Source organism: Maritimimonas sp. 2205BS37-2 (assembly GCF_056591755.1).
This window is the reverse complement of record NZ_JBWQOI010000002.1, coordinates 509,441-526,467: the sequence shown is the minus strand read 5'-3', so window position 1 is coordinate 526,467 and position 17,027 is coordinate 509,441. Positions and strand designations below refer to the sequence as shown.

The 17,027-nt window shown below is 33.8% G+C and carries 17 protein-coding genes; 11 read left to right on the top strand and 6 right to left on the bottom strand.

The window, feature by feature from the left end; translation table 11 throughout:
- Positions 1-171 precede the first annotated feature (171 nt).
- From AC1EUU_RS09775 to AC1EUU_RS09765, 3 genes are all read left to right on the top strand, one after another.
- Positions 172-2,355, top strand: a complete 2,184-nt coding sequence (locus AC1EUU_RS09775) for a glutamine synthetase III family protein (protein WP_480201236.1) — start codon at positions 172-174, stop codon at positions 2,353-2,355.
- A gap of 81 nt (positions 2,356-2,436) precedes the next feature.
- Positions 2,437-3,726, top strand: a complete 1,290-nt coding sequence (locus tag AC1EUU_RS09770; protein ID WP_480201235.1) for an amidohydrolase — start codon at positions 2,437-2,439, stop codon at positions 3,724-3,726.
- Positions 3,727-3,780: 54 nt separating this feature from the next.
- Positions 3,781-4,080 carry a rhodanese-like domain-containing protein gene (locus AC1EUU_RS09765; protein ID WP_480201234.1) on the top strand — a complete coding sequence of 100 codons (300 nt, stop codon included), beginning with the start codon at positions 3,781-3,783 and terminating at the stop codon, positions 4,078-4,080.
- Positions 4,081-4,127: 47 nt separating this feature from the next.
- Here the strand turns inward: AC1EUU_RS09765 and AC1EUU_RS09760 are convergent, their stop codons facing one another.
- Positions 4,128-5,078, bottom strand: coding sequence for a GSCFA domain-containing protein (locus AC1EUU_RS09760; RefSeq protein WP_480201233.1), 951 nt, complete (start codon positions 5,076-5,078; stop codon positions 4,128-4,130).
- A gap of 16 nt (positions 5,079-5,094) precedes the next feature.
- A complete protein-coding gene (gene alaS / locus AC1EUU_RS09755; protein WP_480201232.1) occupies positions 5,095-7,704 on the bottom strand; it encodes an alanine--tRNA ligase in 2,610 nt (869 codons plus the stop codon).
- A 147-nt stretch (positions 7,705-7,851) separates the two neighbouring features.
- On the opposite strand from alaS, the gene AC1EUU_RS09750 reads away from it, so the two are divergent.
- The 7 genes from AC1EUU_RS09750 to AC1EUU_RS09720 all read left to right on the top strand — a co-directional run bounded on the left by AC1EUU_RS09750 (position 7,852) and on the right by AC1EUU_RS09720 (position 12,586).
- Positions 7,852-8,823, top strand: coding sequence for a peptidoglycan DD-metalloendopeptidase family protein (locus AC1EUU_RS09750; protein WP_480201231.1), 972 nt, complete (start codon positions 7,852-7,854; stop codon positions 8,821-8,823).
- On the top strand, positions 8,823-9,152 hold the full coding sequence (locus AC1EUU_RS09745; protein WP_480201230.1) for a MerR family transcriptional regulator: 330 nt from the start codon (positions 8,823-8,825) through the stop codon (positions 9,150-9,152). Before AC1EUU_RS09750 ends, AC1EUU_RS09745 begins: the two co-directional genes overlap by 1 nt.
- A 21-nt stretch (positions 9,153-9,173) precedes the next feature.
- On the top strand, positions 9,174-9,782 hold the full coding sequence (locus AC1EUU_RS09740; RefSeq protein WP_480201229.1) for a LemA family protein: 609 nt from the start codon (positions 9,174-9,176) through the stop codon (positions 9,780-9,782).
- A gap of 3 nt (positions 9,783-9,785) precedes the next feature.
- On the top strand, positions 9,786-10,223 hold the full coding sequence (locus AC1EUU_RS09735) for a TPM domain-containing protein (RefSeq protein ID WP_480201228.1): 438 nt from the start codon (positions 9,786-9,788) through the stop codon (positions 10,221-10,223).
- Between the two features lie 63 nt (positions 10,224-10,286).
- Positions 10,287-11,345 carry a 2Fe-2S iron-sulfur cluster-binding protein gene (locus AC1EUU_RS09730; RefSeq protein ID WP_480201227.1) on the top strand — a complete coding sequence of 353 codons (1,059 nt, stop codon included), beginning with the start codon at positions 10,287-10,289 and terminating at the stop codon, positions 11,343-11,345.
- A 9-nt stretch (positions 11,346-11,354) separates the two neighbouring features.
- Positions 11,355-12,038 carry a LysE family translocator gene (locus AC1EUU_RS09725; RefSeq protein ID WP_480201226.1) on the top strand — a complete coding sequence of 228 codons (684 nt, stop codon included), beginning with the start codon at positions 11,355-11,357 and terminating at the stop codon, positions 12,036-12,038.
- A gap of 2 nt (positions 12,039-12,040) precedes the next feature.
- Positions 12,041-12,586: a GNAT family N-acetyltransferase gene (locus AC1EUU_RS09720; RefSeq protein WP_480201225.1), complete on the top strand. Its 546-nt coding sequence runs from the start codon at positions 12,041-12,043 to the stop codon at positions 12,584-12,586.
- Here the strand turns inward: AC1EUU_RS09720 and dut are convergent.
- From dut to rplU, 4 genes are all read right to left on the bottom strand, one after another.
- Positions 12,583-13,014, bottom strand: coding sequence for a dUTP diphosphatase (gene dut / locus AC1EUU_RS09715; protein ID WP_480201224.1), 432 nt, complete (start codon positions 13,012-13,014; stop codon positions 12,583-12,585). The two genes, AC1EUU_RS09720 and dut, sit on opposite strands and share 4 nt — an antisense overlap.
- A complete protein-coding gene (locus AC1EUU_RS09710; protein ID WP_480201223.1) occupies positions 13,011-14,465 on the bottom strand; it encodes a lipopolysaccharide biosynthesis protein in 1,455 nt (484 codons plus the stop codon). Before AC1EUU_RS09710 ends, dut begins: the two co-directional genes overlap by 4 nt.
- Positions 14,466-14,663: 198 nt before the next feature.
- On the bottom strand, positions 14,664-14,924 hold the full coding sequence (gene rpmA / locus AC1EUU_RS09705; protein ID WP_480201222.1) for a 50S ribosomal protein L27: 261 nt from the start codon (positions 14,922-14,924) through the stop codon (positions 14,664-14,666).
- Positions 14,925-14,946: 22 nt separating this feature from the next.
- Positions 14,947-15,447 carry a 50S ribosomal protein L21 gene (gene rplU / locus AC1EUU_RS09700; protein WP_480201221.1) on the bottom strand — a complete coding sequence of 167 codons (501 nt, stop codon included), beginning with the start codon at positions 15,445-15,447 and terminating at the stop codon, positions 14,947-14,949.
- 243 nt (positions 15,448-15,690) lie between these two features.
- Between rplU and AC1EUU_RS09695 the strand changes: the two genes are divergently transcribed.
- Positions 15,691-17,019 (top strand): M16 family metallopeptidase, encoded by a 1,329-nt coding sequence (locus AC1EUU_RS09695; protein ID WP_480201220.1) that lies wholly within the window; start codon positions 15,691-15,693, stop codon positions 17,017-17,019.
- Positions 17,020-17,027: the final 8 nt, after the last annotated feature.

Sequence of the window (17,027 nt, the reverse complement as noted above, 5' to 3'; positions counted from 1 at the left end):
ATTTAAATTTTAAGATGCAAAAATGTAAAAATCCATTGAAATTGAAAAATATTTAGGGGTCTTTTTACTGTTTTTTATCATTTTATTGATTTTACCCCCTATTTTTTATGGGTATTATTTTTTGAAACACATATTTTTATATATTTGACTATATAATAAATAAGTATAAATATGTCAACCCTAAGATTTAATGCCTTAAAAGAAACATTAAATAGAAAACCGATTAATATTACAGAAAGCGGGCGACGCTCAGAAAATTTTGCCACTAATGTGTTTAACGAACATGCCATGAGGCAGTATCTTACTAAAGATGCCTTCAATAGTGTAATGAATGCAATTCAATATGGCACTAAAATAGATAGAAAAATCGCCGATAGTATTTCTACTGGAATGAAAGAATGGGCTATTGCCAAAGGAGCCACGCATTATACACATTGGTTTCAGCCGCTTACAGGAGCAACCGCTGAAAAACATGATGCTTTTTTCGAACCTATGAATGGTGGAGGTGCAATGGAAAAGTTTGGAGGAGATCAATTAGTGCAGCAAGAACCTGATGCATCAAGTTTCCCGCATGGAGGAATTAGAAATACATTTGAAGCACGTGGGTATACCGCATGGGATCCTACTTCCCCAGCTTTTATTTATGGTACAACTTTATGTATTCCTACAGTATTTGTTTCTTATACAGGTGAAGCCTTAGATAATAAAGCTCCTTTATTGCGAGCATTACAAGCGGTTGATCAAGCTGCAACCGCAGTAGCAAAATATTTTGATAAAAATGTAACTAAGGTCAATGCTACATTGGGTTGGGAGCAAGAATATTTTTTAATTGATAATGCATTAGCAGCTTCCAGACCAGATATTACGTTAACAGGAAGAACATTATTAGGGCATTCACCCGCCAAGGGACAGCAATTAGATGATCATTATTTTGGTTCTATTCCCTCTAGAGTAATGAGTTTCATGCGTGATCTAGAACAAGAATGTATGTTGTTAGGTGTTCCGGTGAAAACACGTCATAATGAGGTTGCGCCCAATCAGTTCGAGCTTGCACCTATTTTTGAAGAGGCAAATTTAGCAGTAGATCACAATTCGCTATTAATGGATGTGATGGAAAAAGTAGCGCAACGCCATAATTTTAAAGTATTATTTCACGAAAAACCTTTTGCAGGAATCAATGGTTCTGGCAAACATAATAACTGGTCTTTAGCTACAGATACAGGCGTTAATCTATTAAGTCCCGGAAAAACACCAATGAAGAATCTACAATTCTTGACTTTTTTTGTGAATACAATTAAAGCTGTGAATGATAATGAAGAACTCATTAGAGCTTCTATAGCCAGTGCTAGCAATGATCATCGTTTAGGTGCGAATGAAGCTCCTCCGGCAATAATTTCTGTTTTTATTGGCTCTCAATTGTCAAAAGTTTTAGATGAATTAGAGCATGTCACTAAAGGGAAATTATCGCCACAAGAAAAAACAGATTTAAAACTAAATATTGTAGGTAAAATACCCGAAATTTTATTAGATAATACTGATAGAAATAGAACTTCCCCATTTGCCTTTACAGGAAATAAATTTGAATTACGAGCAGTTGGTTCTTGGGCAAATTGTGCCGGCCCTATGACTGTACTAAATACAATTATCGCAAAGCAGTTAAAGGAGTTCAAAAAAGAGGTTGATGCTTTGGTTGCTAAGAAAAACCTTAAAAAAGACGAGGCCGTTTTTAACGTACTAAGAGAATATATAAAAGCTTCTAAAAAAATACGGTTTGAAGGTGATGGCTATGGTGAAGCCTGGGAACAAGAAGCAAAGAAAAGAGGTTTAAGTAATAATAAAACTTCACCCGAGGCTTTAAAGGCAAATATCTCTAAAGAAACAATTGCGCTTTATGAAGAGATGGGCGTGATGAATGAAGTAGAAGTGAAAGCACGCCATGAGATTAGACTTGAAGAATATACGATGCGTATTCAAATTGAGGGAAGAGTGCTTGGAGATATTGCTCGAAATCATGTAATTCCAACGGCAGTGCGTTATCAGAATATTTTAATAGAAAATGCACGCGGATTAAAAGAAATTTTTGGTGCTAGTTTTAAAAAACAAGCCAAAGAACAACTAGAGCTAATAGAGCAAATTTCATATCACATTGCCGAAATTAATTCTAAAGTTGAAAAAATGATCGGCGAACGTAAAAAGGCAAATAAGCTTTCAGGTCAGAAGGCAGCAGAAGCTTATTGCAATAAAGTAAAACCTTATTTTGAAGATATACGTTATCATTGTGATAAACTTGAAATGATGGTTGATGATGAGCTATGGCCTTTAACTAAGTACAGAGAGTTATTATTTACACGATAAATAACTTTGTTAAATAAGAAATAAGAATCCCGCTATCGGCGGGATTTTTTTATCTTTAGAAAAATTTAAACCTACCTAAAAATGAAACAATTATTAGTACTTTTTTTAGCATTATTTAGTTTTAGTATTTACGCTCAAGACGCCAAGATTAAAAAAATGGTTGATGAGGTAGAATCAAAAGTAATAGAATGGCGGAGAGATTTTCATCAAAACCCAGAGCTCTCTAATAGAGAATTCAAAACTGCTGAAAAAATAGCAAAGCATTTAAAAAGTTTAGGCCTTGAAGTTGAGACTGGCATTGCTCATACTGGTGTTGTTGGAATTTTAAAAGGAGGAAAACCTGGGCCAGTGGTTGCATTAAGGGCAGATATAGATGCTTTACCTGTTACTGAAAGAACTCCAGTGGCTTTTGCTTCGAAGGTGAAAAGTATGTACAATGGCATTGAAACAGGTGTAATGCATGCTTGCGGCCATGATACACATATAGCAATTTTAATGGGAACTGCTGAAGTACTTACCAAAATAAAAAAGGATTTAAGAGGGACTGTAAAATTTATTTTTCAACCTGCAGAAGAAGGGACGCCTCCCGGGGAAAATGGTGGGGCAAAAATGATGGTTGAAGAAGGTGTTTTAAAGGGTCCTGATGTAGATGCCATTTTTGGCTTGCACATTAGTGCAGGTATGACAGTAGGGAATATTTCTTACAAACCTGCAGGTATTATGGCAGCAGCTCAACGATTTGTTATTAAAGTTAAAGGAAAACAAACACATGGTTCTCGCCCTTGGGGAGGAATCGATCCTGTAGTGATTTCTGCACAAATTATTAACGGACTTCAAACAATTGTAAGTAGAGATACTGAATTAACAAAAGAAGCTGCAGTAATTTCGGTAGGACTAATTCGTGGAGGTGTTCGTAATAATATTATTCCAGAGGAAGTTGAAATGATAGGTACTATTAGAACACTCGATTATGACATGCAAACAAAGTTAAATAGTGAAATGAAAAAACGTGTTCCGGCCATTGCTAAGGCATTTGGAGGTGATGCCACGATTGAAATTGAAAAAGGGTACCCAATAACTTATAATGACCCTCAATTAACAGCTAAAATGCTACCATCTTTACAAAAAGCTGCGGGTAAAGGAAAAGTGCATCTAATAAATGCGATTACTGGAGCAGAAGATTTTTCATATTTTCAAAAAGAAGTGCCGGGGTTATACTTTTTCTTAGGTGGTAAACCAACTGATGTAAAACCTGAAGATGCTGCCTCACATCATACGCCCGATTTTTTTATAGATGAAAGTGGTTTAAAATTAGGGGTGGAAACCTTTATTAATTTAACTCTTGATTATATGAATGGAGCTGGAAAATAATTTCAGTTTAAAAGTAATTATTAGTTTCTTTGCAGTATAATTAAAATTGAACGAATGGGATTTTTTAGTAAACCAGAATTTGGTGACGTTGCAGCATATTTAGAAAAAGGTGCTGTGGTTTTGGATGTTCGAACAGATGCAGAGTATGAAGAAGGACATGTCGAAGGATCTGAACATATTCAATTAGATTTTTTGCCAGATCATCTTGATGAGATAAAAGGTTGGGATAAACCGGTAATTACATGTTGTCGTAGTGGTGCAAGAAGTGGTAGAGCAGAAGAATTTTTAGCCGATCATGGTATAGATGTAATTAATGGTGGGCCATGGGAAAACGTAGATCAGCATATTGATTAGATAATTCTAAAGATTTTGATTAAAGTGCAAAATCTATTTAAGAAACCTTAAAAATTTATAAATGGAAATGTTTTTCTAAGCATTTCCATTTTTTGATCTAAAGAGGCTAAGAATTTTTGATGTTGATCTGAATTAGGATTAAAGGGTTTATGGGAAAGTCCTTTTTGAATAGTGTCTATTTCTTGCATAGTTGATTTAGCAAGATCTGAAACCCATACTTCTTGAAATCGTTCCCAGATATAATCTATTGCCGTTTGATTAGGGTGGATTAAGTCTTCTGAATAAAAACGATAATCTCTCAGCTCATCCATCATAATTTCATAACTAGGGAAATAGTGTATTCTTTTTCTTGACTCTACAATTTGATGAATAGCGGCTAATAAATGCGCTTTACTACGATTGTTTTCTGTAAAACCATCTTTTAAGTGGCGCACAGGAGAAACAGTCAAGATGATAGATGCCTTAGGGTTGGCACTTTTTATCAATGAAATTGTGGCTTCTAAGCTTTCAGTTATTTCATTGACAGTTAGTAACTCTTTTAAAAATTTCTTTTGTTGAACTTTATGACAATTAGTAACTAATTGATCACTCTCTAAATTCCTATAGACCCAAGCAGTGCCAAGCGTAATGATAATATGAGAAGTTTCGCTTAATTGTTTATTGGTGAGTTTAATGGCGTCATTCAGGTTGTTTAAAATCCTTTCCTTACTCGCATTGCTAAGCTTAGAGTGTACATCGAAACAATGCCATTGTTCATTTAAGAAGAATAGATCAGATTCTGCGTATTCTTTTTCATTAATGGCGTTTGTTACCAAATTTTCAATAGCCTTTGGCTGAAACAGAATTCCAAAAGGATTAACGAGCTGTTGAAATTTGAAGTAGTTAAGTTTAGCGCCCATATTTTCTACAAAACAAGAGCCCAATAGCAACAATTTTGATTTATAATCGATTTGATCGAATTGTTGATTTTGTAATGGTACTTGAGTTGTAAATTGCATGCCAATTCGCCAAAAACTATTTTAAATACTCCTTAGCTTTTTCCAAAGCATTTTTAATACCGCCAGGATTTTTCCCTCCAGCAGTAGCATAAAACGCTTGTCCACCACCACCACCATGAATAAGCTTTCCAAGTTCTCGAACAATTTTACCAGCGTTTAATTCATCACTTGCTATGTTTTTTGAGATATAAATTGTTAACATGGCCTTGCCTTCATTTTTCGAACCTGCAATGAAAAACAGGTCATTTATTTCACCACCTAATTGAAAAGCCAAATCTTTAATAGCTCCTTGATCTAAAGATACTTCGGCAGCAATAAAATTTACACCATTGATGGTTTCAACCTTATTCTTTAAATCATTTTTTAAAGAAGAGGCTTTATCTTTCATTAATGATTCTATCTGCTTTTTTAGTTGCGTATTCTCATTTTGTAATGCTTTTACAGATTCCACTGGGCTTAAAGAGCTTTTAAACAAATCTTTAATTTCGAAATAAGCTCTATTTGTTTCAAAATAAAAGTCTTTAACCGCGTCAAAAGTAATTGCTTCAATTCTACGTATTCCTGCGGCAACTGCGCTTTCAGACTTTATTTTAAAATGCCAGATATCACCCGTATTTTGTACGTGAGTACCACCACATAATTCTATAGATTTCCCAAAGCGGATAGTTCTAACTGTATCTCCGTATTTTTCACCAAATAAAGCCATCGCACCTCCTTCCAATGCTTTTTCCATAGAAACACTACGATGCTCTTGCAGCTTTAATTTATTATTGATACGTGCGTTAACAAAATCTTCTACATCACGTAATTCTTCAACAGAAAGTTTTGAAAAATGTGAAAAATCAAAACGCAGGTATTTAGAATGTACTGCTGATCCTTTTTGCTCAACATGAGGCCCTATTATTTCTCGTAAAGCCTGATGTAAGAGATGTGTTGCGGTATGATTACAGGCTGTTCTGTAACGTTGCTTTTCATCTACCACTGCTTTAAAAGTATCAGTGATATGTTCAGGTAAATCTTCAGTAAAATGTATGATGAGGTTATTTTCCTTTTTTGTATCGACTATATAGATCACGTCTCCATTGGGTGTCTCCAAATAACCTTTATCACCCACTTGTCCGCCACCTTCAGGATAAAAAGGTGTAAGGTTGAAAACTAATTGATACATGTTGCCATCTTTTTTTGAGGTAACTTTTCTGTATCGAGTAATTTTCACATCGGCTTGTAATGAATCATAACCAATAAACTCTTCTTCTTTATCATCAATTAAAACATTCCAGTCATCAGTTTCAACTGCAGAAGCTGCACGAGAACGATCTTTTTGTTTTTTAAGTTCTACATTAAATTCTTCTTCATCAAAAGACAAATCTTTTTCTGAAAGAATTAGTGCAGTTAAATCTTTTGGGAAACCATAAGTGTCATAAAGTTCAAAGGCTTTTGCGCCAGAGATAGTTTCGCCATTAGCTCCTTTTATAATACCATCAAGCATCACAAGACCTTGCTCTAATGTTTTTAGAAAAGAGTGCTCTTCTTCCTTAATAACATTAGTCACTAATTGTTTTTGTTCTTTTAATTCAGGAAATACTTCTCCCATTTCCTTGCTTAAAATCTGAATTAGCTTAAAAATAAAAGGTTCTTTTTGATCTAAAAAAGTAAACCCATATCGAATAGCACGACGTAGAATTCTTCTAATTACATATCCAGCTCCTGTATTTGATGGTAGTTGTCCGTCAGCAATAGCAAAAGCAACCGCACGCACATGATCAGCGATGACGCGTATAGCAATGTCTATTTTTTCATTAAGACCATATTCAGTTTGAGTAATAGTTTCAACTTCGCGAATGAGAGGTGTGAAAATATCGGTATCGTAATTAGAAGTTACATTTTGCAATACCATACAAAGGCGTTCAAAGCCCATTCCGGTATCTATGTGCTTGGCAGGAAGTTCTTCTAAAGAACCATCGGCTTTTCGGTTGTATTGCATAAAGACCAGATTCCATATTTCAACTACTTGTGGATGATCTTTATTTACGAGGTCTTTTCCCGGAATTTTTGCTTTTTCTTCATCAGATCGGATGTCTACATGAATTTCTGAACAAGGTCCACTTGGGCCTTGAGCACCCATTTCCCAGAAATTATCTTTTTTATTTCCATTAATAATTCGATCTTCATCTATATGTTGTTTCCAAAAATCATATGCCTCTTGGTCAAAATCTAGATTTTCGTTTTTATCGCCTTCAAAAACGGTTACATAAATATTGCTTTTATCAATCTTATAAACCTCGGTTAAAAGTTCCCACGCCCAAGCAATTGCTTCTTTTTTAAAGTAATTACCAAAGCTCCAGTTACCTAACATCTCAAACATGGTGTGATGGTAGGTGTCAATCCCTACTTCTTCGAGGTCATTATGTTTACCAGAAACACGTAAACATTTTTGTGTATCGGCGATTCTTTTTACTTCAGCTTTCTTTTGGCCTAAAAAGTATTCTTTAAAAGGAACCATCCCAGCATTGGTGAACATAAGGGTAGGGTCATTTTTTAAGATCATAGGCGATGATGGAACAATTTTATGCTCTTTTGACCTAAAATAATCTAAAAAATGTTGTCGAATCTCTTGCGATGTCATAAAATGTTAATTAAAAGCTAAATGAATTGCCTGTTTTTTCTGTTGCGAAACATTTTGTAAATTTGGGCGTCGCACAACTAAAATAAGGTATATTAATGCCTCTTGGCAATTGCGATTAAAAGTGCAAAAATAGTACAAATTCACATTATGGCGAAGGTAAAATATTATTACGATTCTGAAACCCTATCGTATAGAAAAATAGAGCTAAGAAAAAGAGATAAAATTAAGAATACATTCGTTTTTATAGTAAGTTCTGCCTTATTTGGAGCCCTGATGGTTTTGATTTCATATCAATTTGTTGAATCTCCTAAAGAAAAAGCGCAAAAAAGAGAATTAGATAATATGAAATTGCGCTATGGTTTACTAGATAAAAAGATGGTGCAGGCAGAGAAGGTATTAGAGAATATACAGCAGCGTGATAATGATATTTATCGTATGTATTTTGAGGTTAATCCTATTCCCGATGAGCAACGCAAAGCAGGTTTTGGAGGTGTAAATAGGTATAAATCATTGGAAGGTTTTGAAAATTCTGATATGATTATTGAAGCAACAAAAAGCATGGATATTCTGTCTAAGCAGCTTTATATTCAATCAAAATCATTAGATGAAGTTATAAATTTAGCCGAAGATAAAGAAAAATTATTGGCATCTATACCAGCGATACAACCAATAAAGAAAGAAGACCTAACGCGTATGGCTTCGGGTTATGGCTGGCGTTCAGACCCGTTTACTAAAGCGCGTAAAATGCATAAAGGAATGGATTTTACAGCTCCAAAAGGAGTTCCTATTTATGCTACTGGTAATGGAATTGTTAAACGAGCGGATAACAGAGCTTCTGGTTTTGGAAATCACATACGTATTGATCATGGTTTTGGATATATGACGCTATATGCGCACTTATCTAAATTTAATGTTAGAAAAGGCCAGCGTGTTAAGCGTGGAGATTTAATTGGATTTGTTGGTAGTACTGGTAGATCAATGGCGCCTCACTTGCATTATGAAGTGCATAAAGATGGTAAAGCTATTAATCCTATTAATTTCTATTATGGCAATCTTACACCTGATGAATTTAAGGAAATGCTAAAAGCAGCTACACAAGAAAATCAATCTTTCGATTAATGCATATTAACTTACCAGATAAACGATATTATAAAATAGGCGAAGTTGCAAAAGCCTTTAATGTAAATACATCATTGATTCGTTTTTGGGATAAAGAATTTGATGTTATCAAACCCAAAAAAAACGCGAAAGGCAATCGCCTTTTCACGCAAGAAGATGTTAAGAACTTACAGATGATCTATCATCTGGTGAAAGAAAAGGGATTTACCTTAGATGGGGCGCGAAAAAAATTAAAACAGAACCCTGAAAAGTTTAAAGAAAATCATGCAATTATTACTAGATTGGAGGCAATAAAAGATGAACTCACTCAAATAAAAAACCAATTATAATCAACTTTAAAAATTAGTATTATGAAAAAAGGATTAATCGTATTAATAATTTTAGCAATTGTAGGTTTCGGCTTATACAACTGGTCAGTTGGCTTTAATAATACCGCTGTAGAACATGAAGCTAATGCTAAAACAGCTTGGTCAAATGTAGAAAGCGCTTATCAACGTAGAAATGACCTTATTGGAAACTTGGTAAAAACAGTACAAGGCGCGGCCGACTTTGAGAAAGAAACCTTAGAAGGGGTAATTAATGCAAGAGCCAAGGCCACCCAAACAACAATTGATCCTTCAAATATTACTCCTGAGAACATGGCTGCTTTTCAACAAGCACAACAGGGTCTAAGCGGAGCATTATCCAGATTATTAGTAACGGTAGAACGCTATCCCGAACTAAAAGCAAATCAGAATTTTTTAGAATTACAATCGCAGTTAGAAGGAACAGAGAATAGAATTAATGTTGAAAGGAATCGCTATAACGAAGCAGTAAATACATATGATATTTTCACAACGAAATTCCCTGGCAAGTTGTTAGCAGGATTATTTGGATTTGAAGAAATGCCTCGTTATAAAGCTGATCCAGGTTCAGAAAATGCACCTGATGTTAACTTTGATTTCGGTAAGAAAGAATAATAAATGTCTAAGGTAGAAGATTTTTTAACTGCTGCTGAAGAGCAAGATATCATCAATGCTATTCGCGAATCTGAGAAAAACACCTCAGGTGAAATTCGTGTACACCTAGAAAAGAGCTCAGAAAAGAATCCGCTTGAGCGTGCTAAAGAAGTATTTTATTTTTTAAAAATGGATGAAACCAAGCAACAAAATGGGGTACTATTTTATGTGGCTGTTGATGATAGAAAATTTTCTGTTTTGGGAGATAAAGGTATAGATAATGCTGTTCCAGATGATTTTTGGAACAGCATAAAAGATACTGTTATTCAACAATTCACTTCGGGTAACTATGCCAATGGTTTAAAATTAGGAATCATTGAAGCAGGTAAAAAACTAAAAGAATACTTTCCTTATCAATCAGATGACACGAATGAATTATCCGATGAAATTTCTTTAGGATAATTTTGAGAGGTTGCACGCTTCATTTTTGTATTTTTGACGCCATAATTTTTCCTTAATCATAGTATGGCTAAATTCTACATACTTTCTATAAAAGAAGTTCGTAAAGAAACACCAAATTCGGTTTCTATTTTATTTTCAGTTCCTAACAGTTTAAAAGAAACATTTAGGTTTATTCCAGGTCAATATATAACGCTACAAAAAGAGTTAAATGGCCAACAGATTCGTCGTGATTATTCCATTTGTTCATCTTTGAACTCGGGAGAATTGAAAGTAGGAATAAAAGCAGTTGAAAATGGAACCTTTTCGCAATATGCGACGTCTCAATTAAAAGCGGGAGATGAATTGGAAGTTTCTGCTCCTCAAGGTAGGTTTAACTTAAATGTTAATACAGAGAATGTTAAAAATTACATGGCTTTCGCGGCTGGAAGCGGTATTACACCTGTATTATCAATGATAAGTTCAGTTTTAGAATCTGAGCAACAAAGTAAGTTTGTACTGATATATGGTAATAAAACACTTGAAGAGGTGATGTTTAAAAGTAATCTTGATAGATTACAGCAAGTCTATTCAGATAGGTTTTATGTACACTATATCTTTAGCCAAGAAGATTGCCAAGAGCATTTGTCGGGTAGAATTAATTCAGACTTAGTAAATGAAATGTTAGAAGCAACACATAAAGGAATAAAATTTGACCATTTTTATTTATGTGGCCCTGAGGCAATGATTAATTCTGCAAAAGACACACTAAGAAATCGACAAATAGGTGAAAGTAATATTCATTTCGAGTTGTTTACTGTTTCAGCTACCACTGAAGCGGATAGTGAAATATCCAATCTATCTGGTGAAACCAAAATTACAGTCATATTAGATGATGAGGAAGAAACTTTTACAATGCAAAATGAAAGTACTATTTTAGAAGGTGCTTTATTACAAGGGTTAGACGCTCCATATTCTTGTCAAGGAGGTATTTGCAGTACATGTATAGCTCAGATTGTAGAGGGTAAAGCTGTCATGGAAAAAAATACTATTCTAAATGAGGATGAGGTAGAAGAAGGTTTGATATTAACTTGTCAAGCTCACCCAACCACAGCAAAAATAATTGTTGATTATGACAATGTTTAAGAATAGTTAATGCAAGATATTATTAATGCCATACCATTGGGGATAGCACTGGCCTTTATGATAGGTCCTGTGTTTTTTGTGTTACTAGAAACGAGTGCTATTAAAGGCTTTAGAGCTGCTGTAGTTTTTGATATTGGAGTAATTATAGCCGATATAATTTTTGTGCTCTTTGCTTATTATGGTAGTAGAACATTACTCGAGAAAATCAAAGATGATCCACGTTTATTTATACTTGGAGGTGGAATTCTTTTTATTTATGGATTGTTTACCTTTTATAAACGAAGAAAACCTGTAATTACTGACGAAGACTTAGTGGTAGTAGAGAAGAATAATTATATAGGATTATTTGTAAAAGGATTCTTTCTTAATTTTATTAATATTGGGGTATTGGCATTTTGGTTGGGAATGGTAGTTGTTATTAGCCCAAATTTAGAAATGGACGATATGCGGATCTTTAAATATTTTTCTGCGATTATTCTCGCTTACTTTTTAACCGATCTTATAAAAATCTTACTCGCTAAACAATTAAAAAGTAAACTAACACCTTTTGTTATTCGAAAAATAAAGCGAGGTATGGGCATTGCACTTATGATCTTCGGTTTGGTATTAGCGGCAAAGGGTTTATTGCCCAAGGAAGCGCAAAATAGAATAGATACTGTTATTGAAGATAAGGTTAATTTACCTAAAGAGTAATAATGTCACGTGTAGAGATTTCCAAGAGTATTAGTTTAAAGAGAATTTCAGCAAGCGATCATGCTGTTTTGTTTAATTTAATGCAAGCAATTTATCCACCGGCTTATAGTCATTATTGGAAAGATGGAGGTGCTTGGTATATCAATAATCAATACTCTAAAGAAAGTTTAAATAATGAACTTTTGGAAGCGAATCAACACTACTTTTTTGTCTTATTTGAAGGTGAAATTATAGGAATACTTCGTATACTTATTAATTCTTCTTTAGCCAGTTTTCCTAACAAAAAAGCGGCAAAATTGCATCGTGTTTATTTGCATCAAAAGGTACAAGGCAAAGGAATCGGTAAACTTTTATTGGAATACATAGAAAAAAGTGTTAGAACCGAGGGCTGCAAAGTCTTATGGTTAGAAGTTATGAAAAAACAACCTCAGGCTTTTAATTTTTATAAAAAATTAGGATATGGAATTGCTGATGAATATAAGTATGATAAAGAGCTGCTTTATAAAAAGTATCAGCCTATGTATGCAGTCTATAAAGAATTAGCTTAGACTCCAGTACTACCGAAGCCTCCAGCTCCACGTTCGGTTGTTTCTAACACATCTACTTCCTTCCAAACGGCCTGTTCGTATTTTGCAATCGCTAATTGTGCAATGCGCTCACCATCATTAATTACAAAATCTTCATTTGACAGATTGATTAAAATTACACCTATTTCACCTCTATAGTCAGCATCAACAGTTCCTGGAGCATTCAAAACGGTTATACCTTTTTTAGCAGCTAATCCACTTCTTGGTCGTACTTGAGCTTCATAGCCTACAGGTAAAGCAATAAATAACCCTGTTTTAATAATAATACGCTCTAAAGGTTTTAAAATAATGGCTTCATCAAGGTTCGCGCGCAAGTCCATGCCAGCTGAAGCTATAGTTTCATAATTTGGCAATGAATGTTTTGATTTATTAATGATTTCTACGGTCATTTTTTTAAGATGGTTTTAAGTTCTTTACGTTCATTAAACAATACAAATCCTGAAAAAGCGATAACGAATAAGGTTGATATAAAGTAATTACCTCTAAACTTTTCAAATGATATAAATGATAAAGCTATCGCGATACCTAAATACAATAATATACTATCAAATTTATAGGGCACTCTATAATATTTTTTTCCATAAAAATAAGAAACCAGACACATGCTTCCGTAAACTACTAAAGTAGCCCATGCAGAAGCCATATATCCATATGTTTTTATTAACACTAGGTTCAATGCTATGGTTAAAACTGCTCCAAAAATTGAAAAGTACATACCGTATTTTGTTCTATCAGTTAATTTATACCAAACCGAAAGATTATGATAGATGCCTAAAAATAGATTAGCGAGCAGAATAATCGGTACAATGGCTAGTGCTTCAAAGTATTCTTCCCTTGCTAGTAAAATACTCGCCGGAATATTAATATACACCACTACTAATAGCATAAACAAAGCACCCACAATTGCAAACCATTTCATAATTAAGGCATAGGTTTGTTTAGCATTCTTTTTACTTGCTTCATTAAAAAAGAAGGGTTCTGCACCAAGACGAAAAGCCATAATGTATAAGGTCATAAACACTCCTAACTTGTAACACGCGGCATAAATACCCATTTGATCTTCACCAATCACATCTCTTAACAATAGTTTATCGAGATTTTCATTTGTAACATATGCCAGCGTACCAACCATTATAGGTATTCCATAAGCTAACATTTTGCGCAATATGATCGAATCAAATTGGAATTTAAACTTAAACATGTATGGTAGCAACATCAAAAATGTAGAAAAGCTTGCTATTAGGTTCGCAATGAAAATGTAAACTACGATTGGTGTTTTTTGATAGTGATCAACCAAAAATTCAGGGAGCCCGATATTATTACTTATGGCATACGGAACATATAATAAGAAGAATAAATTGAATAAAGCATAGATTAAAATATTCGAGATCTTAAAAAATGCAAATTTTATAGGTCTATTAGTAACGCGTAAATAAGCATAAGGAATAACTACAAATGTGTCGAATGCGGTTACTAGTGTTAGTATTTTTAAATGTTGCGGATTACTAAAGCCTAACCATTGGGAAAACTGATTGTTAAAAACAAGTAGCGTTATTAGAAATAAGGTAATAGATGTTACTAGTGTTAAAAAAGAAGTTGAAACTACTTTTCCTTTTTCCTTTTCTTTTGTAAAAAATCTAAAAAAAGCGGTTTCGAGTCCGAAAGTTAAAAATCCTATAAAGTAAGCTGCAAAAACGAAGTACCAAGTGTTTTCGGCAAATTTATCAGCCTCAAGCTTATCGGTGTGTAACCGAGTTAAAAGGATGTTTACCGCTCTTGGTAAAACAGCTGCGATGCCGTAAATAATGGTGTCTTTAAAAAATCCTTTTAGCGAACTCAAGTTAAAATTAGGTTAGTTTGTTTTCTTATTGAGGAAAAATATTTCACAAAAGTACACGATTTTTTTAGTTTATATACTGTATTAATCTAGCAAAGAAAATATGAATGAAAGAACTGATTATTTTGTTAGGGTATATAAAATAAAAAACCCTCACCACGCCGGTGAGGGTTCTATTCTGTTAAGAATAAAATTTAATTCTTAAGCTTCAAATGGATCAATTGAAACATAAGATTTATTATTTCTCTTTTTGGTAAATTTTACAATACCATCTACTTGTGCATGTAGCGTATGGTCTTTACCCATATATACATTTTCACCTGGGTGGTGTTGTGTGCCTCTTTGACGTACTAATATATTACCTGCAATAGCAGCTTGCCCGCCAAAAATTTTAACACCTAAGCGTTTCGATTCTGATTCTCTACCGTTCTTAGAACTACCTACACCTTTTTTATGTGCCATGATTTATAGTTTTAAGTTGTTATTATTTAGTTAAAGCAGCAATTAAATCAGCTTTTTTCATTGAAGAAATTCCTTCAATTCCTTTAGCTTTTGCTAACTCTTTTAATTCAGCTACAGTTTTTTTACTTAAATCTTGTGAAGCATCAGTTTTTACTTCAGCTTTAGGAGCAGCCTCTTTTTTAGGTGCAGCTTTTTTAGCAGCTTTCTTAGCTCCACTCGCAGCAATGCTTTCGATTTGAATCTCAGATAAGAATTGACGGTGTCCATTCTTTACTTTGTATCCTTTTCTACGTTTTTTCTTAAAAACGATTACTTTATCACCCTTTAGGTGCTTTAATACTTTGGCAGTCACTGCTGCTCCTTCTATAGCTGGGGCGCCAATAGTTACTTTACCATCATCAACTAAAAGAACATTGTCAAAAGTTACTTTCGACCCTTCTTTTTCTTGTAAACGATGCACAAATACCTTTTGGTCTTTTGCTACCTTAAATTGCTGCCCTGCTATCTCTACAATTGCGTACATAATTTAAAATTTTATTTCGCTTCTTTTAATTTAAATTCACCCATCTTATTTAGGCGGGTGCAAATATAAGCTTATTTTACAGATTGACAATAGTTTGATTGTAAAATTATCTATTAAAATATAGGTTCAACGTAGCGTAAAGATTATTAAATTCGCATTACTAAATTTTCTTTGAAAAAAAGTAACAAATTAATTTTTGACACGACAGATAACTCAAACAACTACTAATTTAATATTTAACATATGAAAAAATGGAATTTAGCTCTAACTTTTCTTTTTGTAGCATGTGCTGCTATATATGCTCAAAAAGTAAATTTTATAGAGTACGATTTAGATAATGGATTACATGTTATCTTACATCAAGATAATAGCGCTCCTATTATTTCTACTGGTGTTATGTATAATGTGGGAGCCAAAGATGAAGAAACTGGTAAAACCGGAATGGCTCATTTTTACGAACACTTATTATTTACCGGGTCTAAAAATATAGGAAGAGGAGAATGGGATAAAATCATTTCTTCAAATGGAGGTTCTGATAATGCTAATACCAATTGGGATAGAACCTATTACTATGAAGTATTTCCTTCGAACAACTTAGAATTGGCACTTTGGATGGAGTCTGAACGAATGCTACATCCTATTATCGACCAAAAAGCAGTTGATACTCAAAATGAAGTTGTAAAGGAAGAAAAAAGACAACGTATGGATAATGCTCCTTACGGTAAAGCAATCTATGGTGATATCTATAGTCATCTTTTTGATAAGCATCCGTATGGTAGACCAATGATCGGTTATATCAAAGACCTTGACGCTGCCACATTAGAAGAATTTCAAGCTTTTTATGATAAATGGTATATGCCAAATAATGCTGTATTGGTAGTTGCTGGAGATTTTGAAATTGAACAGGCTAAAAAAATGATCAAAGATTATTTTAGCTCTATACCAAAAAGAGAGCTAAAAGAAAGAACGATCGTGGCTGAACCGCAAAGAACAGAACAGAAACGAGTAAGTGAATACGACGCCAATATTCAATTGCCAGCGTTATTATTAGCATATAAAACGGCCTCTATGAAAGATAGAGATGCACGTGTGTTGAATGTGATATCAACAATTTTAAGTGATGGTAAAAGTTCACGCTTGTACAAAAAATTGGTTGATGATAAGAAAATTGCACTTCAAGCTTTTTCTTTTTCGCGCCCACTAACGGATTATAGTGTTTACATGATGGGTGCAATTCCGTTAGGTGAAACTTCTTTAGATGAATTAATTAAAGAAATTGATGAAGAAATTGAGAAGCTGCAAACAGATTTAGTATCTGATAAAGATTTGCAAAAAGTTAGAAATAAGTTTGAAAACAATTACGTGAGCTCAAATGCAGGTGTACAGGGTATTACAAGTTCTTTGGCTAGGTATTATATGCTCATGGGTGATACAAATATGATCAATAAAGAACTTGATATTATTAACTCAATTACCAAAGAAGAGATACGAGATGTTGCGCGTAAGTATTTAGATAAAAATAGGCGTGTTATTATTGATTATTTACCAGAATCTAAAAAGAAAAACAACTAAAATAGTTC